Genomic DNA, 16,582 nt, shown 5'->3' on the forward strand with positions numbered 1-16,582 from the left:
ATTGACGTTCCGGTGGTTTCGAAGGCATTGACGCCGCCCTGACGACTGTTTAGCCACCGGGGCCAAGGTCCCGCAAGGGGTGGGCGGAACTCGCCGCCGCCACTCCGCGTCAGGGAACGCTCCAGGACTGGGCTCGCAGCTTGCGCTCGGCCTGGATTTATCTTCAGCAGGGGCCAGCCGAGCTGCCATGCGCGCTTTCTTGATTTTGGTCATTCGCATCGTGTTGTCGCTGGCGCTGCTTTATTTGGCGCTTCGTGACATCAACTTCGCGGCCATCCGCGAACGTCTCAGTCAGATCCAGATCAGCTGGCTCGCGCTTGGCCTGGCCGTCGGGCTGTTGCAGGTCTTCATCGGCGCGCTGCGCTGGCGAGAAATCTCGACATTTTGCGGTGCGCCGCTTAGCGGCCTGAGAGCATTCCGCTACAATATGATTGGCGCATTCTTCAATCAGACATTGCCGTCCTCGATCGGGGGCGATGCCGTACGTCTGTGGCTGCTTGGCCGCACCGACGCCGGCTGGCGTGCCGCCAGCTACTCGATCCTCACAGATCGCGCCGTCGGGTTTATCGCTCTGGCACTGATCATCGTCGCGAGCTTACCCTGGAGCTACGGGATGATCGGCAACGACAAGGGCCGGGTTGCCCTGGTCCTGGTCGATGCAGCCGCATTGGCGGCCGGGCTCGGCTTTCTCGCCATGGCTTATTTGCCCGCGCGTTGGATGAAGGCGTGGTGGCCGACGCGCCACATCCACGCCTGTTCGATTATCGCCAACCAGGTGATCTTCAGTCCGACGACGGGCCCCAAGATCTCGGCGCTTTCGCTGTCGATCCACGTTTTAGCCGTGACCATCGCCTGGTGCGCGGTACGTTCGATCGGCGCTCCCGGCGCATTCACGCAGATCTTCATGTTGACCCCCCCCATCATGCTGATCACGATGTTGCCGATCTCGATCGCCGGCTGGGGCCTTCGCGAGGCCACCATGATGGTGGCATTCGGCTATGCCGGACTGGCGCCTGCCGACGGCACCGTCGTTTCGATTCTGTTCGGTGCCGTCTATTTCATGCTCGGAGGCATTGGCGGGCTGGTCTGGATCTTTAGCAGCGAGAAGGCTTTTGGCGCCATCGGCCTCCCGAAGACGATCGGTTAGGCCGCAGCGACTGGTCCGGGCGATAGGACCTTCGTCAACGACCAAAATCGAGAATCAGCCGCTTCTCCTCTGGTCGCAAGTTCGCTTCCCCTCACGCGTGTAGCCTTTTCTTTTGGCCCGCTCCGGCCCTGCCCGACAGTTCGCTGCTGGATCTGCTTCCAAGGCTCATCCCCACAGCAGGTGCCACAACTTCGCTTGGCCGCTCTGGCTCTTGAGCGCGCCCGGGAGAGGTCCGGCTTCAGCCGCTGTCGGAAGGCAGAGCGGACATTGGGCGACCAAACCTAGTTCAGCGGATTGACCGTCAGCGTGCCACCGGAGATGTTGGAGGTGAAGTTGCCGTTGATCTCGTTGGTCTGGAAGGTCAGGATCGTGGCACCGTTGGAGATGCTGACGCCTGTGCCGTTGAACTCGACCATCGAGTTGCCGAGCAGAACCGAGAGGTTGTTGCCGCTCGCAGCGAGCCCGGTGCCATTGTGGGTGGTCACTAAGCGATCGATCCCCATCAGCGCCCCGGGCTTTCCGGCCGGAGTGAGCGCGGAGGCGCCGATTCCGGTATTGTGCGCCACGATGCTCCGCGAGATTGCCATGGACACCACCGTCGTGGCGTTGGCTGTCGAGAGCAGGATCCCGGTCACATTGTTCTCAATCGTCGAATCCCGAACGCTGGCCTGAGCGTTCGTCGTCGATGGCGCGGCATTGATGCCGTTTGCCGTGAAACCGGTGATGAAGCAGTGTTCGACGATCAATCTGGCTCCCGTTAGGAAGTTGATCCCATTCGTGCCGGTCCCTGCTCCGTTGATGCTGAGGTTGCGCAAGATGACGGTATCGCCTGCGCCTGCGGAAACATTGATACCGTTGGTACCGGACGCCAGGATCGAGGCCAGCGTTGCGTCACCGTCTATCGTGATCGCCTTGGTGATCGTGACCGCACCGTAGCCGCCGGGATCGAGGGCGTCGATTTCGCCGCCGGAGGCCGTCTTCGAGATCGCGCCCGCAAACGTCTTACATGGGGCTGTTCGACTGCACGGATTGGCGTCGTCGCCGACGCCTGAAACCCACGTCCGGGTGGCTTGGGCGGATGCGGGGTTGGCTGACATCACAAACGCCGCAAGGAACAGGAATGCAAACCGATTGAACAGTTTCAGCATGGAAAGAACATCCTCTTTGGGACCCAGCGCGATCGATCCGTCGTGCTTACGCGGAAGCCAGAGTGGTAGTTTATGAACTAGATTACACCCTCGGCGAGAAATTGTATGTGGAATCAGATGCCTGGACTTGCAGCACAGCCGGGATGCAATCGGCTGTCATTGAGCGCGCAATTGGCGACCCTACGCAACCACGGCGAGATCAAGGTGCCTGTTATCGGTCGTCTCGGTCGCTTTGAGAGCCGAGCATGATCTCGGGCGGCGCCGCGAGACGGGCCATTTCGGTGTGCTGGACGGCCTGCTGGAAGGCCACGAACAGCTTGTCACCAGCCTCTCGCCTAAAGATCCACTTTTGGTTGCAGCGACGAAATGCTTGGGCCGATGTCGAGAAACCTATGGTCCTCAAGCTCAAAGCAACGCTGTGTTGAGGTAGCCGGCATTTCGGCGTGTGAATGCGGGGAAAAGCGAGGGAGGGACCAGAAAGGAACAGAACCGGCCTCCGCTCACTCGGCCGCGCCGTAAGGCTTAATGCGTTGATATTGCAACACTTTATCTGCTCGGCCGCGCTCAAATTTCAGATATGTTCAGACTGGCACTTAGCCGTATACATATCGAGAGTTACTGGACCGAATCGGCCGCTCGTCGGGGGTCGTGATCCCAATCATCACGCAGTGTGTGTGTTCATTCGTCTCTGGAAGGCACATCAGGGGAAATACCGTGATTCCGCTCGAACTTAAGCTCTATCAGTTCATCGGCCAGATCAGGCTCCCCATATTAATCAAGGGGCTGATCTCGGCAGGCATGATCTATTTCGCCATCAACGTCCTTACGGGCTCACAGGACAAGGCACTCGGAATCGGCCTTAGTGGGTTGCTGCTCGCGCTGTTCTCGACGTGGCGTCGCTTTGTCGAGTCACTTTCATTTCTCATCTTCATAATCAGCCTGATCGCATTTTGCGGCGGGCCGGAACTGGCGGAGAGGCTCTCCAGGCTGCCGCCAAACACCCGCGTTGCCGGCTCGTCCCCAGACCCTCATGCGTCCATGCTGGTGGTGGGTGGCAAGGTGGGAGGAAAGTCCCCCACCACAGGGGAGTAGGAAGGGGAGCAGCCGCAAGCTGTCGGCCTGCAAGCGATTGCCCGCTCAGACACCTCATGAACCGTGACATGACCGAGCACCCGATTGCCTCGCTCGACGAGTCTGGTGCCGAATTTCGGCGAAGGCCTGTCCAGAGGTGATGCTGGCGCCCGCTAAGCCCAGTTGCCTTGCGATGGGGCGATGGGGCAATGGAGCGACACCGCCTCCGACAGTTGATCCCTCGCCCTGCTAGATCGGCCGCAACACGAGCCAACCGCTATCGTCGTGTCGATTGCTCAGGAAGCGCCGGTCCGGCGACAGCAGATCTCGTATTTTTCTTCAGCTAGCGATCGAAATGCAAGGCATGCAGGCTCCCCGACGGGCAACTACCGGTGGAACATCAGAAGGTTTGACAAGTTCGCGGTTGAGAAAGCAGAGTGGGTTTGCCTATCATCGAGGTCACACAGCCCGCCCCTCATTCTCGCTCTCTGTGCCGGACATAAACTGCATGACCTCAGCCGACGACATCAGCTCGCATGCCCCCGTCGAGGAAACTCCAGCGGTCAGGTTCGACATGGCGATCGCCGCGATCGCATCTCAGCACTCCTCGGTGTTCTGGGGCGACCGATTGCTTACACTGGACAAGACGGTTTCGTTTCGCGATGACCCCAAATTCAAGGCGGCGACCCGGACCACGGACAGCAGCACCGGCGAAAACCAGTACGCCTCCCCTGACGGCGTGTCGTGGCGCTACAACACCCTGATCTGGGCGGCGCGCCAGGCCATGCTGATCGAGGGGGACTTCGTCGAATGCGGCGTCTATCGCGGCGACATGTCCTGGGTCATCACGGAGATGATCGATCTCCCGTCACGCGGGCGGACGATATACCTCTACGACACGTTCAGCGGTTTCTCGGACAAGTATTCCTCGTCAGAGGATTACCCGGACGCGCCTCAGTTCTTCGATTTCGCCAACGCCAGCTACGGCCAGCAGGGCCTCTACGAGGAAGTGGTCGATCGTTTCAAGGGCAAGGCGTACGTCAAAGTCATTCGCGGCGTCGTGCCGGACGCTCTGGTCGGGACCGCCCCCGCGAAGGTCGCGTTCCTGCACCTCGACCTGAACTCGCCGGGACCCGAGCGGGCAGCGCTTGCTCACCTTTACGATCGCATCAGCCCCGGCGGCGTCATCGTATTCGACGACTACGGCTGGTCGATCTTTCGGAAGCAGAAGGAAGCTGCGGATCAGTTCATGGCCGAGCGCGGTCAGACGATCCTGGAATTGCCGACGGGGCAAGGGCTGGCGGTCAAGACCGGCTGATCAGGAGCCCCGAAGCTCCGAGACGGCCTGCGCTCGACAGGAATGAGGCGGCTGTTCGAACGCGCAACCATGAGCTTCGTCGGGTTGTCCTTGCTCACGGTAGTGTCTATAACGTTTCAACTTGCCCCTCCGTCTGTATTCTCGAGAGCACTCCTCCCCCTATGCTCGTCACAAACTTTCATGTGAAATACATCCTGTATCGGATTGTGCTCGCTGGATACCAGCTGCTCGATACGGGGCGCATGCATCCGGTCCGCGAACGCGCGATCCGTGCTCTGAACAGCAGCGTCGACTATATCGAAAGCAGCATGCCGGATGCGCTCGGCTTCGACAGCCAGAGAGAACTGATCGACTACGCCCTCACACAGGCCCCGGCCAGCGGTCATTACCTGGAATTTGGTGTGTTCTCGGGCGGTACGATCCGATACATCGCGAAGCGCAAGCCGTCGGTGACTGTTCATGGGTTCGACAGCTTTGAAGGACTGCCGTCGGCGTGGGGCGGCTTCAATCTCGGCACCGGCGCGTTCTCGCGCGGCGGCGAGCTTCCCAAGGTGCCCGGCAACGTGGTGCTGCATAAGGGATGGTTCAGCGATACGATCCCCCCCTGGAGCCGCCAGTCCGGCGGCGCGATCGCCTTCATCCACATCGACTGCGACCTTTACAGCTCGACGGTCGATATTCTAACCGGCCTCGCCGCCCATATGCGCCCTGGAACAGTGGTGCTGTTCGACGAGTACTTCAACTATCCCGGCTGGGAACGTCACGAATTCAAGGCCTGGAAGGAATTCGTTGCATCGCATGGGGTGAAGTATGAGTACCTCGCCTACGCCCGGCAGCAGGTCCTGGTTCGTATTCTGAGTCTGGAAATGAAGTCGTGAGCATCGGACGGGAGTTCTGGGCGGCGGACGTCACACTCAGCAAGGCCGCCGAAGCTTTTCACACGGTTCCCACCATTATTTCGCCGTACGACGTCGACCCGCTCGACCTCACGCTGTTCGTCTCCTGCTACAACGAGCAGGCCTACATTGCCCACACGCTCGATATGATCACCGAGATCGCGGAACGCGCCGATCTCCGCTACGAGGTGATCGTGATCGACGATACGTCGCGCGACGGCTCGCGGGACGTGGTCATCGATTATATCCGCAGGAATCCGACCAAGAACATCCTGCTGCGTGCGAATAAGACCAACAAGGGTCTGGCGCAGAATTACATGGATGGCGCATTTCTCGGCCGCGGCAAGTATTACAGGTTGATCTGCGGCGATCATGCGGAAACGCCCGAGAGCACGCTGGCCGTCTTCAAGGCCGTCGGGCAGGCCGACATCATCGTGCCCTACTATACCGACATCGAGGGCAAAAACCTTCCGCGGCGGCTCATCTCTAATTTCTTCACCGGTCTGATCAACACGCTGACCGGCAACAAGCTTCACTACTACAATGGGCTCGCCGTTCACCTCCGGCGCAATGTCATGCGGTGGCATTCCGATTCACGCGGCTTCGGATTTCAGGCCGACATCCTGTGCCGGCTCATCGACCTCGGCTTCAGCTATCAGGAGGTCGCGATGGTCGCCATCGAACGCCGCGAGGGCAAGTCAAACGCGCTGACCTTCCGGAATCTGCTGTCCGTCGCCCACACCCTGCTCGAGATCGGCATCCGCAGAATCTCCAACCGGGTTTACCGCAAGCGCTGAAGCGGACAGATCGTTACCAGGGAAGCTTGAAGGAGTGCCACGGGTGTGGCGTGGCGCGCAGGCTGCGGAAGATCGGCTCCATCTGGGCCGACGCCACGGGCGGTGTCTGCTCGAGTGCCCGCTTGTAATCCGCGATCCAAGCCTGGTCGAGGGGCTCAATGCCGGGCGCCAACCACGTCAGCAGCACTGTATCGCCATCCGTCCATTTCACGCCGAGAATGGACGCGATATTTTCTGGCCGGAACAGGGATGCGTTCGGGAGCACGTCCGGCACACTCAAGATCTTTGCCAAGCTTCGCGAGAACAGGAAGTAGTTCAGCCCTGCTTGCTGCAGCACCTCCCGTCCCTGCTCCGGCGTTCCGAAGGTCAGGACGTCCCAGTCACGTCCCGTCGTGAAGGCCGGGAAGGTCTGCATGCGGCAATCCGGCAACATGCAGTAGCTGTGGGCGTGCATGGACCGGATCGGTACCCCAGGGCCAACCGCGGAATACGCCCCTCGAGCGCCGGGGTGGATGCCGCCCCATGGCAGGCGGCCGGGCCATCCGGTCTGGGCGACGTAGGCTTGATCGATGCTGTAGGCCCCCCGGGCAAACCGCCAAGCCTGCGACGCAACCGCGGAAAATGCGCCAGGTTGGTAGCTTTTGGCGGCGCCGTGCCACGTCGCCCACAGCACCAGCGCCGGCAGAACGAGCCCCAGCGCTTGTCGCCGACCGAAATGGCGCGACGACAGGTTGCCCCAACAGCAGGTGCCGAACGCGATCGAGACGATGCAGGTGAAGCTCGCGTAGCGGAAGAACGAGATCGGCTGCGCGCGCCCGGCTGTCGAGGTCAGCACTAGGCAGGCCAGGATCGAAATGAGGAGGAAGGCGAGCAGGACCGGGTCGCGAACAACAGCACGGCGGACTAGGAGTGCCAACGCAAAAAGGAGCACCCCACCGCCGACCAGGGGGTAGAGCAGATCCAGCCGGAGCGAATTGATCAGGAGGTCGACCAGGGGCATGCCGAACGGCATGCTGTTCGCCAGCATGCCGGTGGTGCCTTGGTGAAGGTAGATGACCCACGGCAACGTGCCGAGCTGATACAATTTCTCGACATCGGCATACTTCCAAAGAGTGAGAACGCCCTGATCGTTGATCAGACCTGTCACGGCATAATTGATGCCGAGCAGGGAGAGCAAAGCCAGCCCGGCCGTAACCGTAAGCAGCAGACAATTGCGCGAAAGCCGCCACCTCCGCCGGAACAGCAGCAATGCGGAAAGAGTAGCAAAGACGGCGCCAAAGTAGATCGATATGGTCACGTTGATGATGACTGCGGCAACGATCGCGCAGGCCGCAGCGACCCACCAGACGCGCTCGCCTCGCGCCAACGCGTTCGCGGTCAGCCAGATGACGGCTGCGACCAGCGCCGCGTTCAGTTCATGCAATTTTTCGAAGTCGCCCCACCCGCCATTGAGACGGTATTCGCCTTGCCCGGGCGTATGGATGTAGAGCGCGAGCCAGAGGATGACGCCGACGTGAGGCCACCAGGTCTCCGGCGCCAGTCGAGACAACAATTGGAACAAGGCAATTGACGCGACGGCAACCAGGCAGAACGTCACGAGCTGAGGCGCCAGCGGATCCGTCAGCAGCATACCGAGGAAATAGAGTCCGGCGCCCTTGGAATAATAGAAGTGGTACCAGACCTCGTTCGGCCAAAGATTGCCGCGGGCAATGACGCTTTGGAGATACGGAAAGTAGTGCAGGAAATAGTCATGGCCGCCTGCTGGATAGAGCCCCTTGACCAGCAGCAGCATCAGCAGGCTTGCACCGAGCACTGCGGTGAGACATTTCGCGACAACGGCCTCGACGCTGGTTGCGGGCGAAGGCAGCGAGCCCGGCTGCAGCGGGGCGAGACGGATCGCAAGCTCGCTCCAAGCGCAGCGAACATGTGACGTCGACAGGACAACGAGCGGCAATGTCAGCAGGACGGCGACGTACGGCGTGTACAGGCTGAGAAACCCGAGACCGAGCATCCCGAGATGCCAGACACCAGCCCCGGCGAAGAAGCCGACCGCGAGCCATTCGAGCGTGCCTGTGCCGGCCGGCCTTTCACAGCGCAACAGGCTGAGGGCCAGGCTGCCTGCGGCATGCACGATCCAGAACAGATAGAAGATGAAGACGACACGGCAGAGGTTGTAGAGGACGACAAGCGGCCCGCTGGTCGCAAAATGGGCGTGATAGACGTCGATCCACCTGAAGAAGAGAATCAGCGCCGCGTAACCGCCGACATGCAGAAGAGCGGGAGGGGACAGCCAGCGCCCGCGGACCGATGAGGGGCTCGGGGGCGAGGACGCATGCGGATCGCGCGCCCGGCCAAGACCGGCCCAGGTATGAATCGGAACAAATAAGGTCCAACGCCTAAACATCTACGTCCGTAATGGTCATCGTTCGATAACCTGGTCCGAAAACCTCGCCATGAACACACGCAAGCCAGCGGCCCAATCCGCCGGTTCCCGGCTGGCGATCAACGCCGAGCTGACCGGACATCAATATTTTGCAGTGATGCATTGCTGGGTTGAACAGGCAACAACTTTCGGTCGCATCCCGGAAGATTCGCGCCCGGCACCGCTCGGTGCTGGCGATGGCCGCCGCGTTGGTCGAGGTCGGCATCACCGGCGTCGTGGATACAAAGAGAACAGAGCTGGAAACTGTGGGAACTCCGACCTAACCTGCGAGGCTCAGATCGACGCGTTCGACGTGATCCAACGCCATGCGAGCGGCTCCGCATCTCGATCAGCGGGCGCACTCGGCGCCAGCCGCCTTGATGCGCCAGTCATGATTGCCATTCGATCAAGGATCGGCCATGTGTTTTCCAGGCTCTGAGCGCTAGATGAATTCAGCGGATTGACATGAAGCCCAGCTCGATGGATCTCGAAAACAAGCCATGGTCGCGTACCACCGCGGTCGCGTTTGCCGTTCTCGCCGCCCTGTTCTGGCTGGAGATCGCCTGGTTCAACCTCGTCGATCCCTATGAAAAGCACTATTTCGATGCGGGCCTCATCATGGTGCTGCATCAAGGGGCGCGCCTGGTCTCGATGCTGCTGATGGGGTGGCTGGTCTATGCAACTGGCGCCGGCCTGCTCGCTCTGCTGCCGCCGATCAAGTCAGGAACTCGATTGCTGGCGACCGACATCGCCCTGCTCGGCTTTGCCTTCGGATGCTTCATCTGGCACGTCGTCATGCTCGGGCTTGGCCTGGCAAGCCTGTACTACCGGCCGCTGCTCGCGGCCGTGGCCTTTGTGGTGATCGCCCTGTCCTCGCCGCACGCGGCTGCCGTCGCCGGCAAGTTTCGCGAGGCCTGGCCGCGGCTGCAGCTCCAGCGGCCCGGACGGCTCGCGGCTGTGATCGTGATGAGCTTCGTCGCCCTGTGGCTGCTGACGCTGAAATCGCTGTATCCGGGCGGCGGTGGCGACTTCTACACGCACTACTTTCCCTACGCCGTCGCGGTCCTGAAGAATCACGGGCTCGTGCCGAATGACGTCTGGTATCATTTCTACTATTCGAAAGGCGACGGGCTGTTCTTCCTCGCCATGCTGCTGACCGATCCGATGGCGCAGCCGCTGGTGACCAGTATTTTCGTCGCCTTCGCAGCGCTCGCGGTCGGAGATCTGACCAACCGGCTCATCCCAAACTCGCTCTGGCCGCTCTGCGCGATGCTGGCTTATCTGCTCTTGAACGCCGTCAACATGAATCCGACCGGCGGAGGCGAGTTCCAGAAGTCGCACGAAGTGGTCGCCGCGTTGGTGACCCTGATGGCCTGGGCGCTTTGCCGTCACCGCACCGAGGGCGCGCCGATCTTCATCGCGATGGCCTCCGCCTGCGCTGCGACGATCGCGATCGTCAATCTGCCAGTCGGCGCAATCCTGAGCTTCGTGTTCGCGTTACTCGGCGCTCCCGCCTTGCTGTCCCGCTCCTACCGGCGATTCTGGCAGATGTTTGCGGCCGGTGCCTTCGTGGCACTTACTGCGGCCAGCGTGCTCGCGCTCAATCAGGGGGTAACGGGCCTCGCATCCGACCAAGCCCTCGGCGCGACGCTCAAGATCGCGGATTTCGCCCGCCTGGACCGCCGGGGCCTGCTTCCGCAGATCGTGTCCTTGGCGTGGATGCACGACAACCTCGACGATCTCGCACCGCCCTTCGGATGGGACGACATATCGAGGTTAGCAGAATATATGCGTGTCTTTTTTCTCTGGCCCTTGCTCGTCGCTCCTGGCGTTGTGCTACTGGGAGCCATCCTGAATTGGCTCCTTTTCCTTCGAAGCCGGCGCGCTCCTCGTGAGCTGGCTCATCTGGTTTTCGACTACAACTTCGCCTTAGACTCACGCGGGTCGATAATCCGACTCTGCCTCGTCATTGGCCTTTTTGCTGTCGTTTTGACGATGAGTGGCCGCGCCCAGAATATCTCAGCTTTCCGGGCTAGCTCCTTCTTCGTGCCACTTCTGATTATGTTAGATGTTGCTCTGGTGGCTTGGCTCTTAAGCCTGCCGGTCAAGCAGCTTGGGGTTAGGTTAGTTCACAAGACGATACTACCCGTCGCTGGTCTCATAGGGTGCCTGATCACTTGGCAGGTTGACTACTATTGGGCACAGCAGTTCCTTGAGGGCGCCGCCAACGGCTTGCGATTACTGAGTGGTCGCTACAGTCTTGCGACGGCATATGAGCGCCATCCGCTCGGTACACTAGCCGTTGGATTAAGGCTCGGCGGTATTGAGCCCGGTACGCTCGCGGCGTCGCGGCAGTTGCCGCCCGATACGCGGATTTGGAGCACCAACGTCGATTCCTACTGCATGGTACCGCACTGCCAAGTCGAGTCCGTGGTTTCTTTCAAGATGTCCGACCGTCTGGACGAAATCCTCGGAGGATCGCCGGACCATGCCAAGCAGCTGCTGCAGCAAGCCGGCCTCAACTATTTCCTGTTCTCAACCCAGCATCGGCTGCTTGACATGCTGCCCTACAGCCAATTGTTTGATCCGAAGATCATTGGCGACTATCTCGGTCTCGCATGGACCGATGGGGCGACATTCCTGCTGACCTGGAAATCTCCCGACATCGCTCCACTGGGCGAGGATTTTCTCGAACCCTATCGTCACCGCGTCGCTGAAAAAGAATCGCCCTGGTTCCAGTTTCGCGATTTGATCCGGTACATGCAGCCGACAGTCGCCCGGCTGCGGTCAGGCAATGTCGATGTGGCTCACGCTTTCCCCTGGCGCAACGCGCCATCGTCCGGCATCCAGATCGTCGAGGCCACCTACGGCCGAAACTGCCGCTTCTTCAGACCGCCCTACCCTGGCATCAACATGTTCCGCCGCAACAATGCGGGCATCTTCATGAGAAACGAGTGCCGCGGTCGCGACCATTGCACCGTTCCCGTTTCAGTGTCGGAGATCGGCGATCCTGCCCAGGGATGCGGTAAGGATTTTTCTGTCGTCTACCAATGCGCCGGAGACTCCAAGCAACGAACCTTTGAACTTCCCGGCGAAGCTAACGGCCAAAATGTCGAGCTCAACTGTTCGCAAGCCAGCGACGCAAAGCAAAGCCGAGGAGAATAGCGAGACAAACCCAACGCGCTTGCCGTCGTTGCGCAACAAGACGTAGCAGCGAACTGAAGCGGAACGCCCCTTCAGCTGGCCGTACTGACGCTAGGTTCGGTGACCTTGCCCCCAAGTTTTATCCAGATCTGAGTTCGTTCGGGCGGTTTGATGTGCCCATCTGGGCGGTCGTAGCGGCGGGAGCTGGCGCGGAGCTCTCGGCATAGCGCAGCGCCAGATCCCGACGCGGATTGCAGGTGGCGGCGAACTCGGATGGCGTCTTCCATCCGAGCTGGGAGTGCGGCCGAGCGTCGTTATAGTCGGTCCGCCAGCATCGGAGCGCGACGCGGGCCTGAGCAAGCGAGGTGAACAGCGTCTCGTTCAGCAGTTCATCCCGCAGGCGACCGTTGAAGCTCTCGATGAAGGCGTTCTGCATGGGTTTGCCCGGCGCGATGTAGTGCCAGGCGACACGGCTCTGATCGGTCCATGTCAGGATGGCATTGCTCGTGAGCTCGCTGCCGTTGTCGCTCACCACCATCTTGGGCTTGCCGCGCTCGGCGACCAGCCGGTCCAGCTCCCGGGCGACCCGGGCGCCCGAGAGTGAAGTGTCGGCCACCAGCGCCAGGCACTCGCGGGTGCAGTCGTCGACCACGGTCAGGATGCGGAAGCGCCGGCCATCGGTCATCTGATCCGACACAAAGTCGAGTGACCAGCGATCATTCGGGAGCAGCGGCACCGTCATCGGCGCTCGCGTCCCGATAGCGCGCTTGCGGCCACCTCTGCGGCGCACCGTGAGCCGTTCCTCCCGGTACAGCCGGAACAGCTTCTTGTGATTGACCAGGTAGCCCTCCCGCTTGAGCAGGACGTGCAGGCGACGATAGCCGAAGCGGCGACGCTCATGGGCGATCGCCCTCATGCGCTCCCGCAGCCCGGCATCATCGGCCCGGCTCGTCCGATATCTGACCGTCATGCGGCAACAGCCGATGGCTTTACACGCCCGCCGTTCGCTCATCCCGTGAACGCGCACGAGATGTGCGACAGCTCTCCGCTTCGCCGCAGGCGTCACCACTTCTTTCCCAGGAGATCCTTCAGGGCGGCATTGTCCAGCATGGCGTCCGCCAGCAGCCGCTTGAGCCGCGTGTTCTCGTCCTCCAGCGTCTTCAGCCGCTTGGCCTCCGAGACGTCCATTCCGCCGAACTTGGCCTTCCACTTGTAAATGCTGGCGTCGCTCACGCCATGCTTGCGGCAGAGATCGGCGACCGGAACGCCAGCCTCGTGCTCCTTCAAAATCCCAATGATCTGCTCTTCCGTAAAGCGGCTGCGCTTCATGCTCTGGTCCTCGTTGGGCCAGAACGAACTTCAAACTGGATTAAGCCCCAGGGGCAAGGTCACCGACCGACGGCCGGCTGACGATGCTGGATGTGCGCCCGCTGTTCGAGGCGACCGATGGCGAGGCGGCCAGACAGCGGAGCCCCCCTCGCCGCAGAATGTCAAAGCGATAGCGAGCCCGAGTTGCTGGGAACGGCTCCGACGGAAGGCCCCGTGACCAGACCGGCTTCACAAGGCGTTAACGATCTGCCACCAGGGTTGATAGTTGATTCGTGCGGGAGCCGATCGATGGCGAACTACACCTTGGAAGGCGCGAAATGGGGTAACCCGACCTTCGGAACGTACGGAGGTACCGTCACCTGGGCAGTGGACGGCACGGTTCCAGCGATCTTCATCAACTATTTGATCGCCGCCTTCGCCGATTGGGCGAAATACACCAATATCCAATTCCAGGAAGTCGCTTCGACGGCGACATCGAACATCGACATTTCGCTGGCCAGCATCGACGGCCTCGACCAGATCCTGGCCCAGACCCAGTACTGGTACTCGGGAACGTCGTTCGTTTCGGCGACCATCACGTTCGATAGCGGAGAAGGCTGGCACTCCTCTTCCAGCAACGTCATCAGCAACGACAATGTGAACCTTTACCCCGTGGCCCTGCACGAGATCGGCCACGCCATCGGCCTTGGCCACTACAACTCGGTCCCGGCGATCATGAATGCCTATTACAATGCATCCGTGACGGACCTGCTCCAGCCGGACATCGACGGCATCGAGGCCATCTATGGCAACGCGGTTGCTCCCTCCTACTCATTCAGCGTCACTGTTACGGCGCCGGCCGGGAGAATGGGCCCGGAGTGGCATCTGTTGGCCAGCGCGGACTATACGGGAGATGGGAACGCCGATCTCACATGGATGGACACGGCCGGAAACATCGCGCTTTGGACCATGAAGAGCGGGGCCCTCGCGGCTGCTCAAATCACCCAGGGACACATGGGCACCGAGTGGACGGCGTTTTCGACGAATGCTGATTTCAACAAGGACGGAAAGGCCGACCTGCTGTGGACCAGCAATGGTAGTGCGGCGATCTGGGAAATGAACGGAGCGTCCCTCGCCGGTTTTGCAAGCCCCGGTGGACACATGGGCCCAGAATGGCAACTAAAGGGCGTCGGTGATCTCAATGGCGATGGCAATTCGGATCTGGTTTGGGTGAGCTCGTCGAATCAGGTTGCGCTCTGGTCGATGAACGGAGCGGCGCTTGCAAACGCTGAGCTCTCCGATGGTCAAGACGGTAGCGAGTGGACCTTCAGTGGCGTCGGCAACTTCGACAGCAATGGAAAAGCCGACCTACTCTGGGTGAGCTCCTCCGGGGCTGTTCAGGTGTGGTCCATGAGCGGCTCACATGTGATCGGGGCCTCCACCGTGGGCCAGGCCCCTACGGGATCGCACATCGCGGGGATCGCCGATGTGACCAAAGATGGCGTCGATGACATCGTGTGGATCGATGCTTCGAACAACGTCAAGATCTGGCAGATGAAAAATGACAGCGTCGCCGAGGTCCTGACGCCGAGCGGCCATATGGGCACGGAATGGCAGCTGTCGAGCATCGGCGATGTGACCGGTGACGGACGTCCAGATCTGGTCTGGACAAGCGGCGGAGCGACCGCGGTCTGGAACCTGGGAGCGATCAGCTCGGTCGCCGCCGCCGTGACAGCGGACAACTTCCAGTTCGACCCCGCCAAACTCGCCTCGCTTGCAAGCCAATCAACCTTTGACGCGGCGGGACCGCACATCGCGATGTCGAGCGATATTGATCCATACTACGCCGCCCCGACGCCGGAGATCGGGCAGACTGGGCTTCATGATGCGCTGGACTTCACGTCCGCGTTTCTGAATTCTCACGCCCACGACTTTCTCGTCTAGATCACCCCTAGCGAAGGCGAGTCGTGGCTCAAGCTGGAAAAAGGCCAGAACGCTTCCCTCCTCCCGCAATGGCTGAAACTCGCGCAATTTGTTGAGAAGCGCAGTCAACTTGCAAGCTTGCGACCGACGTAGCCTGTGACCTGCCCCTAAGAATTTCCTCCAGAACGATTTAGAGTCCGGCCTGACGAAGGACGGACAGATGAAGCGAAAGCGGTTCACGGAAGAGCAGATCATCGCGGTTTTGAAGGAGCACGAGGCCGGTGCGAAGACGGCCGATCTGGCTCGGAAGCACGGGATTTCGGAAGCGACGTTCTACAATTGGAAGGCTAAATTCGGCGGCATGGACGTCTCCGAAGCCAAGCGGCTGAAGGCGCTCGAGGACGAGAATGCCAAGCTGAAGAAGCTGCTGGCCGAGCAGATGCTCGATGCGGCCGCGCTGCGGGAGCTGCTCTCAAAAAAATGGTAAGGCCTGCCGCCAAGCGCGCCGCGGCGGCGCACCTGCAGGCCAAGCTGGGCCTGTCGGAACGGCGGGCCTGTTCGATCGTCGGAGCGGACCGGACGATGGTCCGCTACCGGTCCCGCCGGCCCCCCGACACCGCGCTTCGGGGCCGCTTGCGCGAGCTCGCCAGCGAGCGGCGGCGCTTCGGCTATCGACGGCTGTTCATTCTGTTGCGGCGGGAGGGCGAGCCGTCCGGGATCAACCGCGTCCATCGACTTTACCGGGAGGAAGGGCTCACGGTGCGCAAGCGCCGCAGCCGCCGCAAGGCCTGCGGCGTCCGCGTGCCAATCCTGGTCGATGCGAGGCCGAATGCGCGCTGGTCGCTGGACTTCGTGTCCGATCAGTTCGTAGGCGGGCGGCGCTTCCGCATCCTCAACATCGTTGACGACGTCACCAAGGAGTGCCTGGGCGCGATTGCCGACACTTCGCTCTCGGGGCGGCGGGTGGCGCGGGAGCTGACCTCGATCATCGCCCGGCGCGGCAAGCCGGGCTCGATCGTCTCGGACAACGGCACCGAGTTTACCAGCAACGCGATGCTGGCCTGGTGCAGGGACAACGCGATCGACTGGCACTTCATCGCACCGGGCAAGCCGATCCAGAACGCCTTCGTCGAGAGCTTCAACGGCCGGATGCGCGACGAGTTCTTGAATGAAACGCTGTTCTTCGGTCTCGATGATACCAGGCGCAGGCTCGCCGCCTGGGTTGCCGACTACAACAACGCGCGGCCGCATTCCTCGCTGAGATACCAGACCCCTGCGGCCTTTGCCGCCAACCTCACCGCAACGGGCGATCGGCTGCGCAACCCCGACCAGCTCCGCCAATCGCCCGTTGCTCCACCCGCGCCACTCGGCGTACAACCCACCCGGACTCTAAACGCTGCTGGATGAA

At 61.2% G+C, this 16,582-nt stretch carries 12 protein-coding genes; 9 read left to right on the forward strand and 3 right to left on the reverse strand.

What is annotated here, in order from left to right; genetic code table 11:
• Positions 1-187: 187 nt before the first annotated feature.
• Positions 188-1,147: a lysylphosphatidylglycerol synthase transmembrane domain-containing protein gene (locus tag QX094_RS01815; protein ID WP_316187570.1), complete on the forward strand. Its 960-nt coding sequence runs from the start codon at positions 188-190 to the stop codon at positions 1,145-1,147.
• A gap of 281 nt (positions 1,148-1,428) precedes the next feature.
• Here QX094_RS01815 and QX094_RS01820 read toward each other — a convergent pair whose 3' ends face one another.
• Complete coding sequence (locus QX094_RS01820; RefSeq protein ID WP_316187571.1) at positions 1,429-2,295, reverse strand: hypothetical protein; 867 nt, start codon at positions 2,293-2,295, stop codon at positions 1,429-1,431.
• A gap of 714 nt (positions 2,296-3,009) precedes the next feature.
• On the opposite strand from QX094_RS01820, the gene QX094_RS01825 reads away from it, so the two are divergent.
• The 4 genes from QX094_RS01825 to QX094_RS01840 all read left to right on the forward strand — a co-directional run bounded on the left by QX094_RS01825 (position 3,010) and on the right by QX094_RS01840 (position 6,377).
• On the forward strand, positions 3,010-3,387 hold the full coding sequence (locus tag QX094_RS01825; protein WP_316187572.1) for a hypothetical protein: 378 nt from the start codon (positions 3,010-3,012) through the stop codon (positions 3,385-3,387).
• A gap of 553 nt (positions 3,388-3,940) precedes the next feature.
• Entirely contained in the window at positions 3,941-4,684 is a 744-nt protein-coding gene (locus tag QX094_RS01830; RefSeq protein ID WP_316187573.1) for a TylF/MycF/NovP-related O-methyltransferase, read from the forward strand.
• Between the two features lie 182 nt (positions 4,685-4,866).
• The gene (locus QX094_RS01835; RefSeq protein ID WP_316187574.1) at positions 4,867-5,562 is read left to right on the forward strand and encodes a TylF/MycF/NovP-related O-methyltransferase; all 696 of its coding nucleotides are present in this window, start codon (positions 4,867-4,869) and stop codon (positions 5,560-5,562) included.
• Entirely contained in the window at positions 5,559-6,377 is an 819-nt protein-coding gene (locus tag QX094_RS01840) for a glycosyltransferase (RefSeq protein ID WP_316187575.1), read from the forward strand. Before QX094_RS01835 ends, QX094_RS01840 begins: the two co-directional genes overlap by 4 nt.
• A gap of 13 nt (positions 6,378-6,390) precedes the next feature.
• Here the strand turns inward: QX094_RS01840 and QX094_RS01845 are convergent, their stop codons facing one another.
• A complete protein-coding gene (locus QX094_RS01845; protein WP_316187576.1) occupies positions 6,391-8,781 on the reverse strand; it encodes a hypothetical protein in 2,391 nt (796 codons plus the stop codon).
• Between the two features lie 49 nt (positions 8,782-8,830).
• On the opposite strand from QX094_RS01845, the gene QX094_RS01850 reads away from it, so the two are divergent.
• Positions 8,831-9,238 (forward strand): hypothetical protein, encoded by a 408-nt coding sequence (locus QX094_RS01850; RefSeq protein ID WP_316187577.1) that lies wholly within the window; start codon positions 8,831-8,833, stop codon positions 9,236-9,238.
• Positions 9,239-9,264: 26 nt separating this feature from the next.
• Positions 9,265-11,964 (forward strand): hypothetical protein, encoded by a 2,700-nt coding sequence (locus tag QX094_RS01855; RefSeq protein ID WP_316187578.1) that lies wholly within the window; start codon positions 9,265-9,267, stop codon positions 11,962-11,964.
• 118 nt (positions 11,965-12,082) lie between these two features.
• On the opposite strand, the gene QX094_RS01860 is transcribed toward QX094_RS01855, so the two are convergent.
• Positions 12,083-13,272 (reverse strand): IS3 family transposase gene (locus tag QX094_RS01860; protein WP_316184463.1). Its coding sequence is split into 2 segments (ribosomal slippage): positions 12,083-13,023 and positions 13,023-13,272, totalling 1,191 coding nucleotides; the frame shifts between segments, so codons are not numbered across the junction.
• Positions 13,273-13,560: 288 nt separating this feature from the next.
• Between QX094_RS01860 and QX094_RS01865 the strand changes: the two genes are divergently transcribed.
• Together QX094_RS01865 and QX094_RS01870 are read left to right on the forward strand one after the other, a co-directional pair.
• Entirely contained in the window at positions 13,561-15,195 is a 1,635-nt protein-coding gene (locus tag QX094_RS01865; RefSeq protein WP_316187579.1) for an FG-GAP-like repeat-containing protein, read from the forward strand.
• Between the two features lie 199 nt (positions 15,196-15,394).
• Positions 15,395-16,581, forward strand: a protein-coding gene (locus tag QX094_RS01870) for an IS3 family transposase (protein WP_316187580.1) whose coding sequence is annotated in 2 segments (ribosomal slippage) — positions 15,395-15,656 and positions 15,656-16,581 — 1,188 coding nt in all. Because the reading frame shifts where the segments join, the coding sequence is not laid out codon by codon here.
• Position 16,582 lies beyond the last annotated feature (1 nt).

It is taken from the genome of Bradyrhizobium sp. SZCCHNS1050, assembly GCF_032484785.1.
Taxonomy (GTDB): Bacteria; Pseudomonadota; Alphaproteobacteria; order Rhizobiales; family Xanthobacteraceae; genus Bradyrhizobium.

What these genes read in the sequence shown, in the direction of transcription:
- QX094_RS01815 (WP_316187570.1), top strand. Translation starts at nt 188, where the DNA reads ATGCGCGCTTTCTTGATTTTGGTCATTCGCATCGTGTTGTCGCTGGCG.
- QX094_RS01820 (WP_316187571.1), bottom strand. Translation starts at nt 2,295, where the DNA reads ATGCTGAAACTGTTCAATCGGTTTGCATTCCTGTTCCTTGCGGCGTTT.
- QX094_RS01865 (WP_316187579.1), top strand. Translation starts at nt 13,561, where the DNA reads ATGGCGAACTACACCTTGGAAGGCGCGAAATGGGGTAACCCGACCTTC.
- QX094_RS01830 (WP_316187573.1), top strand. Translation starts at nt 3,941, where the DNA reads ATGGCGATCGCCGCGATCGCATCTCAGCACTCCTCGGTGTTCTGGGGC.
- QX094_RS01845 (WP_316187576.1), bottom strand. Translation starts at nt 8,781, where the DNA reads ATGTTTAGGCGTTGGACCTTATTTGTTCCGATTCATACCTGGGCCGGT.
- QX094_RS01850 (WP_316187577.1), top strand. Translation starts at nt 8,831, where the DNA reads ATGAACACACGCAAGCCAGCGGCCCAATCCGCCGGTTCCCGGCTGGCG.
- QX094_RS01855 (WP_316187578.1), top strand. Translation starts at nt 9,265, where the DNA reads ATGAAGCCCAGCTCGATGGATCTCGAAAACAAGCCATGGTCGCGTACC.